The sequence below is a fragment of the Sulfitobacter sp. LC.270.F.C4 genome (assembly GCF_032922545.1).
Classification (GTDB): Bacteria; Pseudomonadota; Alphaproteobacteria; order Rhodobacterales; family Rhodobacteraceae; genus Sulfitobacter; species Sulfitobacter profundi.
Genome location: NZ_CP136685.1, coordinates 140,255 through 160,278, shown reverse-complemented (window position 1 = coordinate 160,278; position 20,024 = coordinate 140,255). Strand labels below are relative to the sequence as shown.

The window sequence follows — 20,024 nt, the reverse complement described above, 5'->3', positions numbered from 1 at the left end:
TTCGTCATAGCCAATCTTTGATCTTCGCCGCGATCTGGCTGACTGTCATGCCGTACATCTCGTGCAAAGTCGGCAAAGCGCCCGCTTCAAGGAACTCGTCTGGAAGACCAATCATTCGGAACGTCGGGGTTACTCCGTTCGTCAGCAGGGTCCGCGCAACCGCCTCACCAAGCCCGCCAACAACGGTGTGGTTTTCGGCCGTAACGACCAGACGACCGCCCTTCTGCGCTTCCGCAAGGATTGTCTGGGTATCCAGCGGCTTAATCGTCGGGACATGCAGCACGGCAGCCTCTACCCCATCCGCCTCAAGTTGGACGGCGGCGTCCAGCGCACGCATGGTCATGAAACCTGTCGAGATGATTAAGGCATCCTTCCCGTCGCGTATGATCTGCGCTTTGCCCAGCTCGAACTTGTAGTCTGGTTTGTGGCGAGTCAGAACGCTCGGAACCTTGCCCCGTGGCAGTCGCGAATAAACTGGACCGTTATGCGCAGCAATCTGCGGCACCATGCCTGCGATATCGTCAGCATCACACGGGTCAATGATCGTCATGTTCGGCAGGCCCCGAAAAATCGCCAGGTCCTCTGTCGCCTGGTGGCTGGGACCGTAGCCAGTGGTGAGTCCTGGAAGGGCGCAAATGATCTTGACCGGCAGGTTTTCTTCGGCAATCGCCATTGCAATGAAGTCATAAGCGCGCCGCGAGGCGAAGACAGCATAAGTCGTGGCAAAGGGATTAAAACCTTCCCGTGCCAGCCCGGCGGCGGCCGACATCAACAACTGTTCCGCCATACCCATTTGGTAGAACCGGTCCGGCATCGCTTTGGCGAAGATATGCAGATCTGTGTATTTGGCGAGATCGGCGGACAGACCGACAATCTTGTCGTCTTTCCGGGCGGCCTCGACCAGGGCAAGGCCGAAAGGCGCCGCCACCGTGTCATAGCCCTCTGCCGCCAAGGAGGCGATCATCGCGGTCGTTGCAACCTTCTGACCGTCCGGGCCCAGCCGGACCGTGCGCGGCTCGTATTTGCGCTTCATCGAGGCGAGGGTCATTGCGGCTTTCCTTCTTCCAGCTTGGCCAGGGCTTTGGACCATTCGTCGGCTTCCACGCGCACGAAGTGGGTGATTTCGCGGCTTTCCAGGAAATCTACGCCCTTGCACATGCGTGTGTCGAAAATGATGACACGCGGTCCGGCATGGTCGGTGTTGCGTGCCTCATCGAATGCGGTCACGACGGCATCAAGATCGTTTCCATCCACCCGCTGCGCGTGCCAGCCGAAGGCGGCCCATTTTTTCTCTTCATCCCCTTGCGCCAGCGCCGCGCGCGTCGGCCCGTCAGCCTGCTGATTGTTGAAATCGACCAGACAAATCAGGTTGTCGAGCTTCCACTGAACGGCAGACATGACCGCTTCCCAGGTCGATCCTTCACCCAGTTCGCCGTCCGACATGAGGTTGTAGACGAAGGCGGGGCTTTCCTTGCGCTTTAGGCCAAGAGCCGCGCCGACAGCGATGCCCAGACCGTGACCCAACGATCCACCGGTAATTTCCATACCGGGCGTGTAGGACGCCATGCCAGACATGGGCATCCGGCTATCGTCCATACCATAGGTTTCAAGCTCGTCCTCCGGCAAGATTCCTGCCTCCATCAACACCGAATAAAGCGCGATGGCATAGTGACCGATAGAGAGGTAAAAGCGATCCCGACCTTCCCATTCAGGGTCTTCTGGCCGGTATTCGAGTGCATGGAAATACGACGCGGCAAGTACGTCCGCCACGCCGAGAGCCTGGCCGATATAGCCTTGTCCCTGAACCTCGCCCATCAAGAGCGCTTTGCGCCGGATGTTCCACGCGCGTCGCTCGAGCGAGACGTTGGATTCAGAATGTCGACGGACTGTTTCCATGATTTCCTCCCTTTGCCCAGTTGGGCGTCGGAGGAATTGATAGCAGAGCACACTTCACCGGTCTTTTATCTAAATTTACAGACTTTGTTAGCTCAGCTTAAATGATTTTCATAATCTACGGAACGACTACAGCCAGACCGGCCGCTCTCAAATCAGGTCGTTGGCATCGGCCAAGTTTGGCCGCTGCAATGTCTGTCTGACACGGATTGTACCAGTTCGCGCCCGACGCAGCATTGGTCAAAATGCGCTCTTTGCTGCCGAATGCGTCTGCGGCGTGTCCCAAAAAACAGGCGACCTGACAACGGCCATTCAAACTGCCTGTAAAATTTAGGTGTCAGCGCGGTGCTGATGTCTGGGTTTGGCGGGAGGATTGGAGGGCGTAATATGCCAAGAGTCCAACTTCCCGCTGTCACCCCGAAACGAAGACCCTGGAACAAGGGCCGGATCATCGGCCAGAAACGACCACTGTTGCCGAAACAGGTCTGGGCGATCCGCGCGCGGCTCGAACTGTCGGGCAACCTGCGCGATCTTGCGCTTTTCAACGTGGCCATCGACAGCAAACTGCGAGGATGCGATCTGGTGAAACTGGCGGTTGCTGATCTGGTCAAAGATGACCGCGTGCGGGAGCAAGTCTCTGTGATCCAGAGCAAAACCAAGCGGCCCGTTCAATTCGAACTGACGGAAAACACGCGCCAAACTGTCCTGGCTTGGGTCAAGTCGCCCGAGATGTTTGCGTGCCGGTACATGTTCCCGAGTCGGTTCCATGACCGCCCACACATCTCGACGCGCCAGTACGGTCGGCTCGTCCGCGACTGGGTGACCGCGATTGGTTTAGAACCGAGCGGGTATGGCACCCATTCGCTTCGTCGGACGAAAGCGGCCGAAATTTACCGAAAGACTGGCAATCTTCGCGCAGTTCAGCTGCTCCTTGGTCACACCAAAGTGGACAGCACTGTGCGCTACCTTGGCGTTGAGCTGGAAGACGCTCTGAGCATCGCCGAGCAGATCGACATTTGAGCCACGTTGGCGGACGGCATGTGCCGTTCGCCAATCCAGACCGGACTTGCGTACGCGGCGCAGCGGTGGTTCTGATTGAGCCCTCTTTGCCGAATTTCTGCGATGCAGCTAAAGTCTGCTATCCCGGTGGAGGCAAAAACGTTCAACAACCACTTGGGTTTTGAACGGGGTTTAAGGCAGCATCGAACGAGGAGTTTCGTGGTTGTGCCAAAAAGGAGGGTTTTTGGAACAAGGCAGAATTTAAATCTACTTGAAGAGAAACAGTGCATCGACCATCAGTGATCAGAGCACGTCAACGACATGGAAGTTTAAGGAATGATGAGCGCCGATGTCCGCAGGAATGCGAAGATCCCTGCAGCAATATTTACGGTAGTTGCCCTTTTTGTCGGGCTTGCACTTTTAGCGTTGCAGATGATCCTACGGATGGAGTTGATGGCCCCTGGGCTTCAGTATATTTGCGCTGAGGGCCAGTTAACATTTTGCTTTGCAAATGTTGATCAAGCCAGCGCGATTTCGCGCGCCCCTTTGGCATTCCTAGTTTACTTGGCTCTGATTCCCGCATTCCTCGCAGTGCTTGTGATGCGCCTACAAAAAACCATGCCACTTCATTTCAAGGCATGGGTCGTTGCGGCGATGTGGCTAGCTCTTGCATGTTACCTCGCCGTTCCAATCACCAGTATAAATTTCCCCTCATCGTTATCGGGTCCTGTCGCGCCAGATGGCTGGACGCTTTATCCACCTTTGTCGTCATCCTCCTCGTCTTATCAAATTGATGCGATCCTTAATTCGCTACAAATGAACAAGGTGGTAGTTGCGATACTCTTAGCCCTAAGCCTGTTCGGTTTTACAATTGCCGGATTTAATCGACTGCGCTCCACCTTTTCAAAGGTCGTGCGAATAGGTTTCGCCACTTTGATGATCTGGATGACCTGGATGCTCATCTCACGGCTAAGCTATTTTCTGGGATTCATAAGTATGGATCGGAATTTTGGGACCGTATTTTTTGACCCCGCCTTGCAGCCGGACAAAGACTTTCCGACACGTTTTTTAGAACTTTTGGACGGCCCAGAAATATGGTACATAGCGCCGGCACTCTGTTGTTTGGTTCTTTGGTTTTTAGCTAGACGAACATAGCCTTCCAAAAAGGACCGTTTGTTGAACGGTTCGCTGGACAGGACATTCGCGCACGTGCAGCGAAGGTCTGAAATGTCCCGCGTAGTGTAAGTTGATACGGTGCGCAGCGAATGGCCGCAATCGTCGCGCTTTATTGAGCCTAGTTGGGCAAATAGAACTCAGCGATTCCACGTTTCCCGTCCATTCGACCCAATTGGACGATAACATCGATCGACTTCTGAATGTACTTCCGCACCTCAGCGAAGGTGAGCGGCGTGCCCGCTTGTAAGACCATTATGGCTAACCGATCGATTGCCAGCTCAGCTGTTTCCGCATGGATGGTTGAGACTGACCCACCATGTCCGGTGTTGATCGCTTCGAGGTAAGTTAAGGCTTCGTCCCCGCGCAGTTCCCCAACGATGATACGGTCCGGGCGCATCCGCAAAGACGCCTGCAGAAGCGCGTGAGCGCTTCTCTGTGATCCAGTGCTGCGACTTGCCAGCAGGGCTACGGTGTTGGGTTGGCTAGGGAACAGTTCAAACGCATCTTCAATCGTGATCAGCCGTTCGCCATCATCGACATGAGTAAGAAGATGTCGGGCAAAGGTGGTCTTGCCAGTCGATGTGCCACCACTGATCAATATATTGAGCCTTTGATGTACCAAGGCCTCTAACGCGGCTTCGAGGTTTTCTTCAGCTTGGCTGGCAATGTCTTTCATCTTTTCAGCTCTCAGTTGGTCGAGCGAGACAGCTTTGCCAAAAAGATAGGATGGTTTGTACCCCTGCACGCCCGCTGTAGCGAACAGACGGATAGTGATCGAGGCACCCTGTTCAATGGCAGGTGGAACCGCGACCTGAACTCTCAGAGGTCGGCCTGCATATTCAACTTTGCCAGACACCAGCGGGTTTTTCTCTGATACGCGGGCATTGGCATCACCGACGATTGTCTGCGCCATATTGAATGCCGTGCTACGGTCAACTGTCTGACCTTCATGACGCATTGCCGCGTCACCTGCGGCTTCGACCCAGACTTTTCCATCAGGGTTGATTGCGATTTCGACGACATCGTCGCGCAGCAGCAAATCGCGAAACGGCTCAAGATATCGCTCTAAGTAGGACGCAGGCAGCGGGGGTTGGCTCAATAGATCACCACATCGCGGTCGACGAGAACTGTCACGGATGCACCTTGATCAATATAAATAGTGGGTGAGATCGAAACCTGCTCGGCGATCACAGACCCCACAGCGTCTTCCAGATCTCCGGAAACCCCCTCAAGCACTTCGCTGGCTGTTTCATTGTCAGTACTGTTTGCGGCAACTGCTGGTGCTGCGCCAATGAGGGAGATCAGCGCGGCCCCACCAAAACGTTCAGCAAACTTTGTGTCGACGATCCCAGTTAACCCAGAGCGCCCAAGCTGGTCGCCGCCAACAGAGGCAATTTCAATCGACGTCCCATCTGGGGTTAGAACGCGGGTCCATAGGATCAGGATACGTTTCTGGTTCAACTCAATTCCAGACCGATATTGGCCAAAAAGACGCGAGCCGCGCGGGATTAGGATTTGATCGCCAGAAAAGGCAGGCACCGGTTCAGACACAACCGCCACAACAGAGCCCGGCAAGTCGCTGTTGATAGCTGTTTGCAAGGCAGCTTGAATGACAGAGCCTTGGGAGAGCGTTCTCTCTGGAAAGGCCATCTGGGACGCTTCTTGAATTTCCAGTGGCCTTGCGCCTTGCCGGAGATACTGTTCGTTTTCGGTCAGGGTGGGTCCATCTGTTCCTGCCACAGCAGCATTTGGACTTGTTCCGTCAGCGGATGCGGTCCGTGGGCCATCTGCATAAACGACCGAAGGAGAAACGATCTGGGCGGTCAGCAATTCTTGCGCAACACGTTCGGCTTCACGCTGACGCTGCTCTTCCTCCTGCCGCTGGCGTTCTTCAAGCAACCGTTGATCTGCAATCAGACCATCGCGCGCCATTTCTGCCTCAAGACCTTCGCGCTGCGCACGTTCAGCGTCCAGCATGGCCTGCAGGCCGGCCAAACGTGCTTCGTTCTGCCGCTGCGCGTTTTCTATTTCGGTGTCTTTGGCGGCAATGGAGGCTTCAAGCGCATCGGTTTGGACTTGGAACGCCTCTCGCAGATCAGAGACGGCTTCCTGAATTTCGGCGTTGCGGGCAGATTGGCTCGCAGCAAGCGCTTCCCTCAGTTTCGCGATTTCCTCCAGCACCGCTGCACTGGGTTCTGCGGGTGCCGGCGCAGGGGCCGGCACATCGAGCGCCTCTTCAACTGCTATAAGTGCATCGTTGACCCGTTGTTCCGCTTCATCCGGCGGAAATTCCAACCGCCCACCATTTCCGGTGCGTTGATCCTGAAAGGTCTCAACGTCAGACGTTTCTAAGCCTTTGGCTCTTTCTTGCAGATTTGTTGCCAGAAAGTAGGCAGCACCACCGCCGCCAAGCGCAAGCGCGATCGCCAATGCCCCGACACCTATATTACCGCCACGGCGTTTGGTCTTGTTCTTCTGGCTGAACGTGCTCAGGCGGTCCTGAAGGTCGGGTGTGTTCTCATCAGCCATGATCAGTTGCTCACATAAATTGCGCTGTCATCGCGCAAGGCGCAGATGGCCTCGTCGCCAATCCGCAAGGTCCAGAATTGGTTCACGCCAAGCACGCGCACGATGTTGCCTTGTTGAGTCCAGTTCACGGTGCGCTCCCGGCCTTGATCGTCGGCCTTAAAGACTGCGGGTTGGCGTCCGTTTTCGGGGAAGGTGAAGTATGTGTACCGCCCGTCATCGTAGATATGGGTTGGACGGAAATCCCCTTCGCCCGCGACGCGGTAGCTGTAGTTGCGCGGGGCCTCAAAGCCTTTGGGTTGGGTACTAGCAGCTGCCGCGCGACGCTCATCCTCTGGATAGAGAAACCGCACCTCAAAAAACATGCCCGAGCGACCCGGAATGGCCCCTTCGCGCAGATGGAAGGAATAGGTCCTGCGGTTGGTGATCACTGTCATGTTGGTCGAGGCACCTTGCACATGCGGCTTGATGGTCAGCACGTTTCCGAGCTCGGGGATCGGATCGACTTGGAAACTCTCGGTGTCGCCAACAATGACCGCATCAAACCGTTCGCCTGGCCCGAAGTGGATAGTTGTTGAGTGGCGCAGATCAGTCTCGATGACGAAGACTTGGTTTTCGAAGTAAGTGGCGATGCGCACACGATCGTCGAGCGCGCCGCTGCGCGGCACGGACTCTGACAGGGCAGGGGACGCCGAAAGCAATGCGGCAGCGCAGATCAAACGGGCAGCGATATTCAAGGGATCAGTTCTCCAAAGTCTCGGCGTCGACGCGGTATGAGGTGACCACGAAGCCCAAGGGGTTGGCCCAGACATCCTGAAGGCGCTGGCGAGTTTCTGGTTCAAAGGCGTAGCCAGCAGTGGCCACATAGCTGCGCGTCACGGTGCGGGTATCGCGCGTGCGGCGCAGGGTGCGGGTAAAGCGGATCTGTGCGACGCCAGGTTCGATCTGGTTCACGGACTTGATCACAACTTCGATGACGGCATCGCGGCCATAAACAGCGATTGGGTAATCTTCGTTGGACGAGGTCCAAAGGTCGCGCAGGGTGCGTGCGGCATCTCCGTCGGATCGTTCAAGAACGGAATTGATCCGTTGTTCGCCGTCGGTCAGGTCATAGGTTTCTCGGTCATCCACATAAGCCACAAGGTTGGCCTGAATAATGGCATCGCTCTCGGACAGGGACAGTGCTTGGACTGCAGCCACTCGGTCCATTTGGCCGGTTTCCTTGTCCACGACGACAACGAATGTCTCGATCGACTTGAGTGGAAACACACTCGCTCCAGCGACAATTCCTGCCAGCCCGACCAGAACGCCAGCGGCGGCCACAAAATAGGCAAAGCGTTCGCGTCTTCGCGGGCCGTAAATAAAATCCACTGCAAAAGCGTCACTTTGATCTTGGCTTGTTTGGCTTTTCATTTTTGGTGTTGGTCTTTCATCATGAGGCGCGGAAGGATTTGACGGTGTTCAGGGCTGAGGCTGGTGTTCTGCGGATCGCTTCGCCGGTTTTGACAACGCCGCTGTTCACCGCTTGCTGGAGCTCTTGCGGTGATTTGCCTGTTGCGAGGCGCGTGGCACTGCCCGTGCCATAATCGCTCGTGTTGACGATGCCGCGACGTGCCAGCCCCGTCAGGCCGACAGCGTTGGAGGCGATGCCCATCACGCCGGTTAGGTTGGAGGCGATGTAAGGGACGGATGCCATAATCCCGGCGCTGAGGAGCAGAATGACCAAGAATGGCAAGATGAGACTGACGGTTTCGACATCGACGGGATCGGCGGACGCATCGCCAATGGCTTCTGCGATCGCAACGATAATGCCAGCAGCACCTGCAGCGGCGACGGGCATCAAGGCGTAGCCGATAGTTGCACGGCTCCAGGCCTCAAAGAGAGACTGGGTTGGCTTGAACAGCGATGTGATGATCATGAATGGGGCAATCACGATCATCAGCGCAAAGACGATTTTGGCGAATGCAATGATCCCAGCAGTAACGGCTGCGAAGAGTGCGGAAAGAACGAAGAAAATTGCGCCAAGCACAGCCCCAAAGACCCAGCCGGCTTGATCGCCGATCGTGTCGCCGTAGGCCGTGATCCGGGCCACCATGTTGTCGAGACTTTCGTATACGCCGGCCTCATCGCCAGATCCCGTGAGAGCGAGAATGGATGCGCCGACTGAGTCCGGTACTTGCGTTACAATGCCGTAGATAACGCTAAAATTATCCCAACTCTGGGCGAAAATGGCGACCAGCGAGATTTTGATCCCAAATGCAAATGCGCTGCCAAAGGTCATGGGCTTGAGTTGCATCACAACATTGATGCCCAGCAGTATCAACAACAGGACAGCACCTGCTGTGATGACATTGCCCACTGCTGCAGCCGACGAGATGAAGCCATCTTGTGCGACGCTGTCTACAGCTGCATCGACCTGGTCGAGGATATCGCTGATAATCCCCATCTATTCGGCACAACCCTCGGCGTGCTCAGCCTCGAGCGCATCGGCCATGGCATAGAGGTCGAGGACTTTGAACGGCAGGCGCGGATTGTCGGACGTTCGAAAGCGCGGCAGCTCTGCGAGAGCAATGTCCCATGTGAATTCTCCCAAGAGGCAATCACAGGTTTCGGTTTCCAACTGCCGTTCGGCAACGAGAATACGCAATATTGCGCGGTATCCGTTGCGTAGATAAGCCGTCTCCGCAAGATCTACCGGAGGACGCGGAATGCGGCAGGCCTCCCCAGCATCAGGGGTAATAGCCATCGAACTGAATGGCTTTGGCCCACCGGATGTTGAATCAGGTGTTTCAGCAAAAGCGGAGACAGGCAGCGCGATAAGCAGCGCTGCAACTGTAGACCGAATTGAACGCGGGAGGCGCATCATCACGGATCCACCGCCATTGATCTGAACCGGCGCTCATCGGCCAGTGTCGCCGCATCAACCACACCGAGCTGTCCTGCGCTAACACCTTGTGCCGCTTCCAAGCGCCAGATTTGCGTCAGGATAATCCCGAGTTCGATAGTGACCCGCGTGTTCAAATCAACGGCCGCTTTCAAGCCGTCTTGATCGTCGATCAAGCCAACCATTGTTTCAAGGCGTTCCAGACTTTGGCCTGCTTCTGCATGGCTTTCTTGCGCGGCTACCGACAACATAGCGCTGGCGCCTGCGGACGTCGCAATGCGGTTGTCAGCAGGTTGTGGCGATGACGAAAGAGTGCTGAGCGTCTCAGGCGTGAACCCACTGCCGGAGAGCACACGCTCTACTGATGCTTCCAGTTCCGCGCCTGGATTAAAGCCACTCAGGAAATCTCCGCTCGCCAGTGAGCGCGCTGTATTTAACGGGCCAACAAGTTTGCCCCGCAAGGCGCGGAATTCTTCAACCGATGCAAAGAGACCGCTCAGCCCGCTGCCTTCGATAAGAGATGCCAACTGGGCGTCCAAGTTAAGAAGCTGGGAAAGCTGGGTCTCGAGCTCCAACCGCATGGTGGCCAGCTGTTGCAGCTGAACATTCAGGTCTTCGGCCATGTGCTCAAGCTGCGCGACCAACTGGCCAAGCTGTGAGCCGTCAAACGTTGGCACGCCTTGTGCGCGCGCTGGCGTCGAAAGGCCAAGGGCGGTTATCGCCGCGACCGAAAGAAGAAGCTGTTTCAATTTGGCACTCCCATTTGCATGAATTCACGCTCGGATAGGCGGTCCGCGACCAGATGTTGGGCATGGGTCGCTTCGCGTTGTTGATTGGCTGCCATCAGCCTGACGCGCAGATTTAGGATGCGGGCGATTTCAGCTTTGGCGTAGGTGTTGAGTTCCCACGCGGCTTTCGCATTTGGTTGGGCGTCGATTTGCAGAATGATCGCGCGCAGGCGGTTGATGACCTGCATCGTCGTGGCGTGGCTGCTTGCCGCATAATAGACGCCTGCATCCGAGATGTTGGCGTATTCAGCGAGGGCGAAATCTGAGGATGACAATGTGCCAAGCGCCTCCGCACCACCGACAACGGCAAGGTATTCGTTGTAGAATTTGGAGATATTGCGCACATAGCCTTGGGTCTCGGTAAAAGGCGGCACGCCGCCATACTCGATCACGCGTCCGGGGCCTGCGTTATAGGCTGCGAGCGCATGGGGGATGTTGCCAAAGCGGTTCAGCTGGGTCGTGATGTAGCGCGCGCCACCACGCAGGTTGTCCATAGGATCGTAGCGATTGACGCCCATGTCCGATGCGGTGCCGGGCATGAGCTGTGTCAGTCCGTAAGCGCCAACATGGCTTTCGGCGGTGATATTGAAGCGGCTTTCCTGTTTGATCAGTGCCTGAAACAAGCAGCGCCATTGCGTGGCGGAAAGACCAGCCCGTGCGACGCCTGGTGCGCCAGCATATTCGCCTGCAACGCGCACAATCATCATTTCGACGGTTTCGCGGCCCTCGCCAAAGAGGCGGCTGTTCATCGGACTTGTATCGGTGTTGGGATAGACGGAAGCGACCCCAAAATCAGCGTTGCCTTCAAGGGCGCTGATATCAAAGCCCGGACCCGTCATAGCGGCAGAAATTGCCTCGAGCGTGCGCAGCTGATCTGCCTGCACCTCGGCGATGGAAGAACGCTCGGCTTCTTTGTCACCTTGGGTTCCCAAATCCTGAACCAATGCGGTCACACGCGCAATGGTTTGCCCGATTGCGGCGTTGTCTTGCGTTGGTACACCTTGGGCGAAGCCCGAGGTTGCATGCAGGCAAAGCCAAAGCCCAGCAGATATGATGACGGGGCGGATCATTCTGGGCGCGGCAGGGCTTCGAAAGTACAATCTTTGCCGCTCGCAGCTGAAACTGGGGTAGTGTCCCGGGATGTGGTGTAGGAACTGGCATCCACCTGCTTCTTCATAGCTGGTGTCGCTCGTTCACTGAGCGGCGATCATTGCCGTCTCCTCATCATGGTTGCACACGGCGGTTAGCTTTTCTACCGGCATGTAGCGGCGAGAGACGGCCCACTCATCATTTTGCTCCAGCATGAGCGCCCCGACGAGCCGAATGACGGCCTCTCGATTGGGGAAGATGCCGACGACGTTGGTGCGCCGCTTGATTTCCTTGTTAACGCGCTCCAAGGGGTTGGTGCTGTGCAACTTCGAGCGCAGGCTCTCGTCGAACGCCATGTAGGCCAGCACATCGTGCTCGGCCTCGTCCATTAGCTCGGCTACATCGCGGTACCGGTCACGCAGGTTGTCGGCGACCTCGCGCCAGCGCAGATGAGCCTGATTGCGGTCCTTTTCGGCGAAGACGGTCTTCACCACGGCGCTGACCACCGGTTTGTTGGTCTTGCTCACCCGGGCCAGCAGGTTGCGCTGGAAATGCACTCGGCAGCGCTGCCATCCAGCACCCAGGACCTTGCGCGCCGCGGCCTTGAGGCCTTCATGTGCATCGCTGATGACCATCCGGATGCCGCGCAGTCCGCGCCGGGTCAGCGAGCGCAGGAAATCGGCCCAGAAGGTCTCGGCCTCGGATGGCAGGACGGTGATTCCCAAGATCTCGCGCCGCCCGTCAGTGTTGACCGCCACCGCCACTATCACCGCCATGGATACGATCCGCCCGCCCTCGCGCAGCTTTACGTAGGTAGCGTCCAGCCAGAGGAAGGGCCAATCGCCCTCGAGGGGGCGGTTCAGGAACGCTTGCACCCGCTCGTCGATCTCCTCGCATAGCCGTGACACCTGGCTCTTCGAAGTGCCGGACAGCCCCATGGCGCGCACCAGGTCATCCACCGCGCGGGTGGAGACGCCTTGGATATAGGCCTCCTGGATCACCGCCATCAGCGCCTTCTCGGCGGTCCTGCGTGGCTCGAGGAAGGTCGGGAAGTAACTGCCTTTACGTAGCTTCGGGATGTTCAGGCCGATGGTTCCCGCCCGGGTATCCCACTGTCGCGGCCGATAGCCGTTACGCTGGTTCTCGCGGTCCGGGCTGCGCTCGCCATGCGCGGCGCCGCAGACAGCGGCCACTTCGATGTCCATAAGCCGCTGCGCGGCGTCCTGGATCAGCTCGCGCAGAAAATCTGCGTCATCGCTCTTGGCGATCACCCCCGGAAGGTCGATTATGGGGTTGGTCATCGTGTTCTCCTTCGTTGTCGTCGGTCTTTGAGCAACCTCAGACTACGAAGAAACGCGGTGGCCGCCAGCCCGGCCGCGCGCTGCGCTAAGCCAATGGCTTCGCGCGCGGCCTCCTACACCACGGGGTGGGGCACTACCGAAACTGGTGCCGTGGCCGCGAAGGATAGCGTTGCGCGTGTCACCACCGGGTCACCGCTTCGGTTAAAGCATGGGGACGTTTTCTCGGTGTATTGCGCGCAGGCCGATAGCAACAGCGCAGCCGAAAGCACAAGAATGGTTTGGGAATATCTCATTGTGGTCTCCAAAAATCTGGGTTTGAACGCCAGTCGGCTGGCACGCGGGCCTCACCTGTGGCACCGCCGCCCAAGATTGGCAGCAAGTCGCCAAGGGCAGAGAGGTCAGCATCGACAAAGACGCTGTCACCCGCGGAGCGCACCAGCGCGATGCGTTGGCCAATGGTGGGTTGGACGAGCAAAGCAGCTTCCTTGGAGTTCACGCGCAGAAAATCGTAATCGGCCACCGTGGCGCGGTCGTTGGGAAACAGGATCTGCGTCGGGACGGTTTCAACAATGGTTTTGCCAACGCGGCTGTCGCGCAACTGGCTGGGGTACTGCGTCATCATGATCACGACGCAGTTCATCTTGCGCAGGGTCACGAGCCAGTTTTCCAACCGTGCGCCGAAATAAGGATCATCCAGTAGTTTCCACGCCTCGTCCAAGACGATGATGGTGGGTCGACGGTCTTCAACTACGCGTTCAATCTGGCGGAAAATGTATGAAAGCACAGCCATGCGCTCCGTTGTCATGTCGAGGATCTCAGTCATATCAAACCCGACGATGTCGCCAGAGAGATCGAGGCGCTGCCCACGGTCGGGTTCATCAAATACCCAGCCAAACCGACCGCCGGGGGCCCATTCTGCGACGCGGGACTGCAGCTCGCCATCATCATCCAAGGACTGGAACAAGGTTTCAAAGCTGGCAAAGCGCTGTAAGGCTGCGCCAGCATCTGCATTCTGTGTTACCGCACCCTGGATGTGGCGCGATTGTTCTCCGGATAAGGCACCGCTGCGCGTCAGCAAGGTGGCCAACCAATCGGATAACCAAGCGCGTCCGCGTTCATCGATTTCAGAGGCGAGCGGGTTGAGGCCTGTGGGCACGCCTGCGCGGATTTCATTGTAACGGCCACCCAAAGCTCGGACTGCCATTTCCAAGCCGCGATCTTTGTCAAAGAAGAACAGGCGTGCGCCGATCCGTTGCGCTTGCGCGGTGAGGAAGGCAGTCGTCAATGTTTTGCCAGTTCCCGTGCGCCCTAAAACCAGTGTGTGGCCCACAGTAGGTTCTTTGCTTGCAGAACCCGCTTCGTGGAAGTTGAAACGGTAGCCTGATGTACCCACTGTTGGCAGAACCGCAATGCTCTGACCCCACGGGCTCTCGTCATTGCTACGCCCTTCAACACTGCCGTGAAGGGCTGCAAAATCAGAAAAATTGGTCGATGAGATTGGTGTCTTTCGGGCGCGATAGCCAAAGTTGCCCGGGCTCTGTGCAAAATAGGTGGCTTTCAGCGCCATGTTTTCGCGCACGATCACAGCCATGATTTCTTGGCCGACCCGTTTGATCTGTGCGGCGGCGCGTTCAAGTGTGTCGCGGTCAGGCGCATAGACGGCGATGGAAAGGTGATGGTCGCCAAAGGCGATGCGTCCCGCCTCTTGATCGTCTGCAGCCAAGGCCAATTGGTCGCGCAATGACACGGCGGCATCATCTGACGCATGCATCTGTCTGATGATGCGCTGGATGCGCTCGGCCATGATGTTGTTCGGGATTGGACTGAATGAATTGGTCAGTACGATATCGAGAGGCAGATCTAACGCATCGAGAAGCGTCACGTCTGTCAGTGCGGGATAGGATTTGATGCTAAAGAGCGCGCCATATTTGACGGCACCTGTTGTGGCACATGTAATCGTCGCCACATCTCCATCGAACGTCGCGCGGCAATCACTGATGGTATGAGACAGGGGCAGGGGGCTTTGACCAAATGCGATGGGTGAAAAGCTGCCTGCGTTGAGCGTGTTCAGATACCCGAGCCATTCACCGCCCGTCTTTGTTAAGCGAACAGGGTTTGCCGAAGAGAGGGCCACCGCAAAGAAGCCCATAACCTCGTTGAGCTCTTGAACACGCGCTGCGCGGTCTTTGACCCAAGCTTTGCGGGCGAGTGCGCGCAAAAATGGGATGCGGGCTGCGAGATTGGGGCGGCGAATGACGCTGAGATACATCTGCCGCTTGGAAGGTCGCAGGCCTTTGATGTGAGCTGCCCAACGGGCATCGACTTGGGACGCGAAGGTATCACCCTCGACGGGCTTAAGGTCTAAGTTTTGTGGAACAGAGACGCGGTGGATGTAAAAACCGAACGTATTCCCGGTTTGGGCCACGATTGCGGCAACCGCGCGCTTGAGCGCATCAAGGCGATCGTCCTCGGTAGTCATCGGGTTCAGACCATCAAGGCGTAGGGTTGCCAGAAGATCGCCTTCGCGCAGCACCATCACATCGTCCGTTGCCAAAGCAAAATAGGGCAGGTGCTCCGCAAGGTAGCTTTCACGGGCAAATCCTGTTCCCCCAGCTTCACGCACCGCAGGGCCGATGCCGCTCAAAGTTCCACCATCAAGCGCCAAAGCTGTCACCCCCATGATGTGCGCGGTTTTTGGTCGGGCGCACGGTGCCAAAGGAGATGCGCAGCACTTCAAAGAAATGAGGCTCTTTGTCCGCAACGAACCAAAGGACTGGATAGGCAATGATCCCGATCAGGAAAAAGATCAGAGATTTCGTCCAGATAAATGGCAGAACGACCCCCATGGCCAAGACCACCAGATATCCGACAGGGAGACCCAGATACTTGGGTGGGCGTGCGAGGCCGAGGAAAAGTGGGGAACGTTCTGCCATCTGCTCTGCCTGCTCTTAGGTGAAGCCGTCGACGATGGTGCCCGCCGAGAAAATCAACACGATCCCGATGATCACGGAGGCGAACCATCCCCAGTTCAGCCGCCCCATCATGCACATGAAGCCTGTGCCAATGACCGCTAGAGTAGCCACGGCAATGCCAATTGGTCCTGTGAGTGCGGCTTCGACCGTCTCCAACATTGTTTGAATGGGCGACAAGTCTTGCGCGAAGGCAGGGGAGGCAAGGAGCGCTAAGGTTGCGACCATGAGTGGCAAGTATCGTGAGTGGTGTCTTGGCATGAAAATGTCCTTGATCAGTTCAGTTCAATAATGACGGGAGCGCGTGTGGGTGCTGTATTGGCGACGCGGATTGGTGCTGGCTGCGACGTTCCACCGGACAGCCGTTCACGAATGTCGTGGATGCGTGCAATGTAGGCGCGTGTTTCAGAAAACGGCGGTACGCCTGAGTATTGCTCAACGCGATGGGGCCCAGCGTTATAGGCGGCTAAGGCAAGTTCGACGCTTCGGAATTCTGCCAGTTGGGTTAGCAGGTAGCGTGCTGCGCCGTCGAGGTTCTGAGAGATATCGCGGGGATCCACACCAAGCTCGCGTGCCGTAGCAGGCATCAATTGCCCTAAGCCATAGGCACCCTTGGGGCTGATGGCAGTCGGATTGTAACTGCTCTCCGCTTCAATCATCGCTTGAAACAGAACGTGCCAGTCTCGCGTCGAAAGGCCTGCTTGCGCGATGGCCCTGTTGTTTTGGTGCCGGCTGGCCGTCTGACGAATGAGTGAGAGAACTTGGGCAGAGGCTCCCGCCGCAGGCGCAATTGGTGCAACGGCAACAGGTTGCGCTTCCACAGCATCGTCGGACGTGGCCCAGCTCGGGCGTGTTCTGTGAAACGTCCACCCAGACGCCGTAGCCGTTCCGTCAGCGCGAAAGGCTAGAACGTCAGCCGTTGCCCTCGAGGGTAATGTTGTAGTCAGCACCAAAGCGCAAATCGCGCCCGTCGCCAAACTCGAGATGGTGTTTGAAAAGCCCCGGCCAGATATTGAAGTATCGCGCTTCTGGCCCGAGAGGCGTGATCCGCGTGGACACAAGAATGGCTTCGGGTTCGCCCTCACGCAGGTAGATGCACTGGTAGCGCGGCTTGCCATCGTCCGTGAACCCCACGAGTTCATACCGGCAGCGGAACGCAACTTCCCTCTTTTGAAGGTCTTTGACCCCATCGAGTGTGATCAAGATTTGATTGCGCGCTATCGGCATTTGGACTCTCCCCCTGAGAGCCCTTCTAGTCCGACCTAGTACAAGCGGAAAGACACATTGAGTCAATATGATATATTGCAGAATTTAACAAAATGCTAAACCATAGGACGAAACCAAACAAAGGAGTCTCCGATGAAACGGCTTATTTTGTCAGCAATCTTTGGTGTTTTGATGACATTTGGCGCACCTAAAAAGGCGCAGGCCTACGATATAGATTGCGCGATTATGCTCTGTATGGCGGGTGGATTTCCTCCGAGCGCGGTCTGCGCGCGGGCCTATCGCACAATGATCCGCCGCATCACGCCGTGGCCGAGTAGGCCTCCGTTCGGGATTTGCACCTTCGCCGCAGTACCGATTGAATTGGGTGGCCCCGGCGGTGAGGGCGAGGTTGATACGGACCTTCCAGAATACGAATGGCTCAACCGCACACATGTGATCTGGTTCACAGGCCGCTCTTACACGCCGCGTGACGATCCAAGGCAGTGGGACTGGAGTATTCGGTCTTGTGACCGTGATGTGAACAAGCATGCAATTTTGACCCCGTAGAGGGGTGATCGGCGTCCAAAAATGACCCCCTTACACCGATGTGGATAATGCCCCCGAGGCTATCGGGGAGCACAGTTTGGGATGTTGGTTGTGGAGACGATTGCGAAGATCCGGCGGGCGTATTTTCAGGACAAGAAGCCGATTAAGCAGATTTGCCGGGAATTGCGGGTATCGCGGAACACGGTGCGCAAGGTGATCCGATCCGGTGTGACGGAGCTCACCTACGAGCGGACGGTCCAGCCACAGCCGAAGATTGGGCCCTGGAAAGACAAGCTCGACGAGATGCTGTCAGTGAACGCGCGAAAGCCCAAGCGTGAGAGGCTGACCCGGATTAGGGTCTTCGAAGAACTCAGAGCCCTCGGATATGACGGCGGCTACGATGCTGTCCGGCGCTACGCGGCCTCATGGTCCAAGGACGAACAGGCGGCATCGGCCGCTGCCTATGTGCCGCTGACCTTCGATCCCGGTGAGGCCTATCAGTTTGATTGGAGCCATGAGATCGTGGTGATCGATGGCGCGACGACGACAGTGAAGGTGGCGCACGTCCGCCTTTGCCATAGCCGAATGCTGTTCGTGCGAGCCTACCCGCGCGAGTCACAGGAGATGGTCTTTGACGCCCACGACAAAGCTTTTGCCTTCTTCGGCGGAGCCTGTGCTCGGGGGATTTACGACAACATGAAGACGGCGGTGGATACGATCTTTGTCGGTCGCGACCGCGCCTATAATCGCCGGTTCCAGCAGATGTGCGGACATTACCTGGTCGATCCGGTCGCCTGCACCCCCGCCTCGGGCTGGGAGAAGGGACAGGTCGAGAACCAGGTCGGCGTCGTCCGGCGGCGGTTCTTCGTGCCGCGACCGAAGTTTAAAAGCTATGCCGAACTGAACGCTTGGCTTGAAGACCGGTGCGTTGCCTGGGCTCAGTCCAACCCGCACCCCGAGCTCCGGGATCGAACAACTTGGGAGGTGTTCGAGCAAGAACGAGCCAGCTTGGTGCCGTATGTCGGCCCCTTCAATGGCTTCCACGCCCTGCCTGCCTCGGTGTCCAAAACCTGCCTCGTTCGGTTCGATAAGAACCGCTACTCGGTGGATGGTCGAGCCGTCGGTCGCCCAGTTGAGATCCGTGCTTATGCCGAGCGAGTTGAGTTCTGGCAGGACGGTAAGATTGTGGGGCAGCACGACCGAGCCTTCGGCCGCGACAAGGCGATTTACAATCCGCTGCATTACATCCCTGTCCTGGCTCGAAAACCGGGCGCGCTCAGGAATGGTGCGCCCTTCAAGGACTGGGAGCTGCCGCCAGCAATCAGGCGTGTGCAGCGCAAGCTTGGTAAGGTGCCGAACGGCGACCGCCAGATGGTTCAGATCCTGAGCATGATCCCAACCGACGGGCTGGATGCGGTGGATGCCGCTTGTGCCGAAGCCCTGAATGAAGGGGCTCACGCCGCCTCCGTCATCATTAACCTCTTGGCCCGACATCGTGAGCCGCCGCCGCCGTTGACCATCGATACGCCGGACGCGTTGCGGCTGACTTGCCAGCCCGTGGCCGATTGCCAACGTTACGACAGCCTCAGGAGACCCAACCATGGAAAGATCACAAGTGCTGGACGCGATGAGCCAGCTGAAGCTCTACGGCATGAAGGCCGCCTACGATGAGATCATCACGACAGCAGTGAAGCGTCAGCACGAACCGCAACAGATCGTCGGCGACCTCCTGCACGCCGAGATCAGCGAAAAGCAGGCGCGTTCGATCAGATACCAGATGAGGATTGCTAAACTACCACTGGCCAAGGAGGTCGATGAGTTCAGCTTCGAGAACACGCCGGTCAACGAGACGCTGGTGCGCGATCTGGCCTCCGGAGAGTTCCTTGAGCATCAACGCAACGTAGTGCTGATCGGCGGCACCGGGACCGGCAAATCCCATCTTGCCGTGAGCATCGCCAGGGCCTGCATCCGCCGTGGTAAGCGCGGCCGCTTCTTCAACATCGTCGACCTTGTGAACAAACTCGACGCAGAAGCCCGCGCTGATCGCCAGGGGCGCACTGCGGATCTCTTGTGCCGCCTCGACTTCCTGATCCTCGACGAGCTCGGCTATCTCCCATTCGCCCAGACCGGCGGTCAGCTGCTGTTCCACCTCGTCAGTCGCCTCTACGAGCGCACGTCCATCATCGTAACGACCAACCTCGACTTCGGTGAATGGCCATCGGTCTTCGGTGACGCCAAGATGACGACAGCACTACTCGATCGCCTTACCCACCACTGCGACATCGTCGAAACCGGCAACGAGAGCTGGCGCTTCAAGACCCGCGAATGACCTAAACCCCGCTGGCCCGATACGGCTGCGCTGTATAAAGGCTACACCGCATCGGGCCAGCTACCGAGCGCCCAAAGGGGGGTCACTATTGGATGCCGATAAGGGGTTATGATTGCTTGCCGATTGACACCGTGAAAACCGAACCTGCCGATATATCGCACGTGTCTACGGCTCGCACACGCGTTGGCCGAGCTCATTTGTCTCCGAAAGCGGGCAAACTATTTTGTTGCCCGTTGGGCGTGGTTTTGGAAACTTCTACTCGCGCGATATCATGGTCGAATATGGCGACTACGGAGGCAATATGGGTCATTCAGACTG

Annotated in this window: 20 protein-coding genes and 1 pseudogene; 5 read left to right on the top strand and 16 right to left on the bottom strand. The window is 57.3% G+C overall.

Annotated features, from left to right (window positions below):
- Positions 1 to 4 precede the first annotated feature (4 nt).
- Positions 5 to 1,048, bottom strand: coding sequence for a transketolase family protein (locus R1T45_RS00840; RefSeq protein ID WP_007120917.1), 1,044 nt, complete (start codon positions 1,046 to 1,048; stop codon positions 5 to 7).
- Positions 1,045 to 1,896 (bottom strand): transketolase, encoded by an 852-nt coding sequence (locus R1T45_RS00835; RefSeq protein WP_152467648.1) that lies wholly within the window; start codon positions 1,894 to 1,896, stop codon positions 1,045 to 1,047. Before R1T45_RS00835 ends, R1T45_RS00840 begins: the two co-directional genes overlap by 4 nt.
- A gap of 384 nt (positions 1,897 to 2,280) precedes the next feature.
- On the opposite strand from R1T45_RS00835, the gene R1T45_RS00830 reads away from it, so the two are divergent.
- The gene (locus R1T45_RS00830; protein ID WP_317388822.1) at positions 2,281 to 2,913 is read left to right on the top strand and encodes a tyrosine-type recombinase/integrase; all 633 of its coding nucleotides are present in this window, start codon (positions 2,281 to 2,283) and stop codon (positions 2,911 to 2,913) included.
- Between the two features lie 315 nt (positions 2,914 to 3,228).
- Positions 3,229 to 4,047, top strand: coding sequence for a hypothetical protein (locus R1T45_RS00825; protein WP_007121049.1), 819 nt, complete (start codon positions 3,229 to 3,231; stop codon positions 4,045 to 4,047).
- Positions 4,048 to 4,186: 139 nt separating this feature from the next.
- On the opposite strand, the gene virB11 is transcribed toward R1T45_RS00825, so the two are convergent.
- The 14 genes from virB11 to R1T45_RS00755 all read right to left on the bottom strand — a co-directional run bounded on the left by virB11 (position 4,187) and on the right by R1T45_RS00755 (position 16,852).
- Positions 4,187 to 5,167: a P-type DNA transfer ATPase VirB11 gene (virB11, locus tag R1T45_RS00820; protein WP_007121048.1), complete on the bottom strand. Its 981-nt coding sequence runs from the start codon at positions 5,165 to 5,167 to the stop codon at positions 4,187 to 4,189.
- On the bottom strand, positions 5,164 to 6,597 hold the full coding sequence (locus R1T45_RS00815) for a TrbI/VirB10 family protein (protein WP_007121047.1): 1,434 nt from the start codon (positions 6,595 to 6,597) through the stop codon (positions 5,164 to 5,166). The genes virB11 and R1T45_RS00815 overlap by 4 nt, the downstream gene beginning before the upstream one ends.
- Positions 6,598 to 6,599: 2 nt before the next feature.
- Positions 6,600 to 7,331: a TrbG/VirB9 family P-type conjugative transfer protein gene (locus R1T45_RS00810; RefSeq protein WP_007121046.1), complete on the bottom strand. Its 732-nt coding sequence runs from the start codon at positions 7,329 to 7,331 to the stop codon at positions 6,600 to 6,602.
- Between the two features lie 4 nt (positions 7,332 to 7,335).
- The gene (locus R1T45_RS00805) at positions 7,336 to 8,007 is read right to left on the bottom strand and encodes a virB8 family protein (protein WP_007121045.1); all 672 of its coding nucleotides are present in this window, start codon (positions 8,005 to 8,007) and stop codon (positions 7,336 to 7,338) included.
- A gap of 19 nt (positions 8,008 to 8,026) precedes the next feature.
- Positions 8,027 to 9,040: a type IV secretion system protein gene (locus tag R1T45_RS00800; protein WP_007121044.1), complete on the bottom strand. Its 1,014-nt coding sequence runs from the start codon at positions 9,038 to 9,040 to the stop codon at positions 8,027 to 8,029.
- Positions 9,041 to 9,241 carry a hypothetical protein gene (locus R1T45_RS00795; protein WP_289091424.1) on the bottom strand — a complete coding sequence of 67 codons (201 nt, stop codon included), beginning with the start codon at positions 9,239 to 9,241 and terminating at the stop codon, positions 9,041 to 9,043. It lies immediately after the preceding gene.
- Positions 9,242 to 9,459: 218 nt separating this feature from the next.
- On the bottom strand, positions 9,460 to 10,227 hold the full coding sequence (locus R1T45_RS00790) for a type IV secretion system protein (RefSeq protein ID WP_007121042.1): 768 nt from the start codon (positions 10,225 to 10,227) through the stop codon (positions 9,460 to 9,462).
- A complete protein-coding gene (locus R1T45_RS00785; RefSeq protein WP_007121041.1) occupies positions 10,224 to 11,336 on the bottom strand; it encodes a transglycosylase SLT domain-containing protein in 1,113 nt (370 codons plus the stop codon). The genes R1T45_RS00790 and R1T45_RS00785 overlap by 4 nt, the downstream gene beginning before the upstream one ends.
- A 123-nt stretch (positions 11,337 to 11,459) precedes the next feature.
- The gene (locus R1T45_RS00780; RefSeq protein WP_276154815.1) at positions 11,460 to 12,656 is read right to left on the bottom strand and encodes an IS256 family transposase; all 1,197 of its coding nucleotides are present in this window, start codon (positions 12,654 to 12,656) and stop codon (positions 11,460 to 11,462) included.
- 289 nt (positions 12,657 to 12,945) lie between these two features.
- Positions 12,946 to 15,336 (bottom strand): type IV secretion system protein B4, encoded by a 2,391-nt coding sequence (locus tag R1T45_RS00775; protein ID WP_007121040.1) that lies wholly within the window; start codon positions 15,334 to 15,336, stop codon positions 12,946 to 12,948.
- Positions 15,311 to 15,589 (bottom strand): type IV secretion system protein VirB3, encoded by a 279-nt coding sequence (locus tag R1T45_RS00770; protein WP_007121039.1) that lies wholly within the window; start codon positions 15,587 to 15,589, stop codon positions 15,311 to 15,313. The genes R1T45_RS00775 and R1T45_RS00770 overlap by 26 nt, the downstream gene beginning before the upstream one ends.
- 15 nt (positions 15,590 to 15,604) lie before the next feature.
- Positions 15,605 to 15,886, bottom strand: coding sequence for a TrbC/VirB2 family protein (locus tag R1T45_RS00765; RefSeq protein WP_039965702.1), 282 nt, complete (start codon positions 15,884 to 15,886; stop codon positions 15,605 to 15,607).
- 14 nt (positions 15,887 to 15,900) lie between these two features.
- Complete coding sequence (locus R1T45_RS00760; RefSeq protein WP_007121037.1) at positions 15,901 to 16,284, bottom strand: lytic transglycosylase domain-containing protein; 384 nt, start codon at positions 16,282 to 16,284, stop codon at positions 15,901 to 15,903.
- 253 nt (positions 16,285 to 16,537) lie between these two features.
- The gene (locus R1T45_RS00755; RefSeq protein WP_007121036.1) at positions 16,538 to 16,852 is read right to left on the bottom strand and encodes a hypothetical protein; all 315 of its coding nucleotides are present in this window, start codon (positions 16,850 to 16,852) and stop codon (positions 16,538 to 16,540) included.
- A gap of 132 nt (positions 16,853 to 16,984) precedes the next feature.
- Between R1T45_RS00755 and R1T45_RS00750 the strand changes: the two are divergent.
- The 3 genes and pseudogenes from R1T45_RS00750 to istB all read left to right on the top strand — a co-directional run.
- A pseudogene (locus R1T45_RS00750) lies at positions 16,985 to 17,368 on the top strand (hypothetical protein); the annotation flags it as partial.
- Between the two features lie 111 nt (positions 17,369 to 17,479).
- Positions 17,480 to 19,048 (top strand): IS21 family transposase, encoded by a 1,569-nt coding sequence (gene istA / locus R1T45_RS00745; protein WP_317388942.1) that lies wholly within the window; start codon positions 17,480 to 17,482, stop codon positions 19,046 to 19,048.
- Positions 18,978 to 19,706 carry an IS21-like element ISPkr1 family helper ATPase IstB gene (gene istB, locus R1T45_RS00740; RefSeq protein WP_317388941.1) on the top strand — a complete coding sequence of 243 codons (729 nt, stop codon included), beginning with the start codon at positions 18,978 to 18,980 and terminating at the stop codon, positions 19,704 to 19,706. The genes istA and istB overlap by 71 nt, the downstream gene beginning before the upstream one ends.
- Positions 19,707 to 20,024 lie beyond the last annotated feature (318 nt).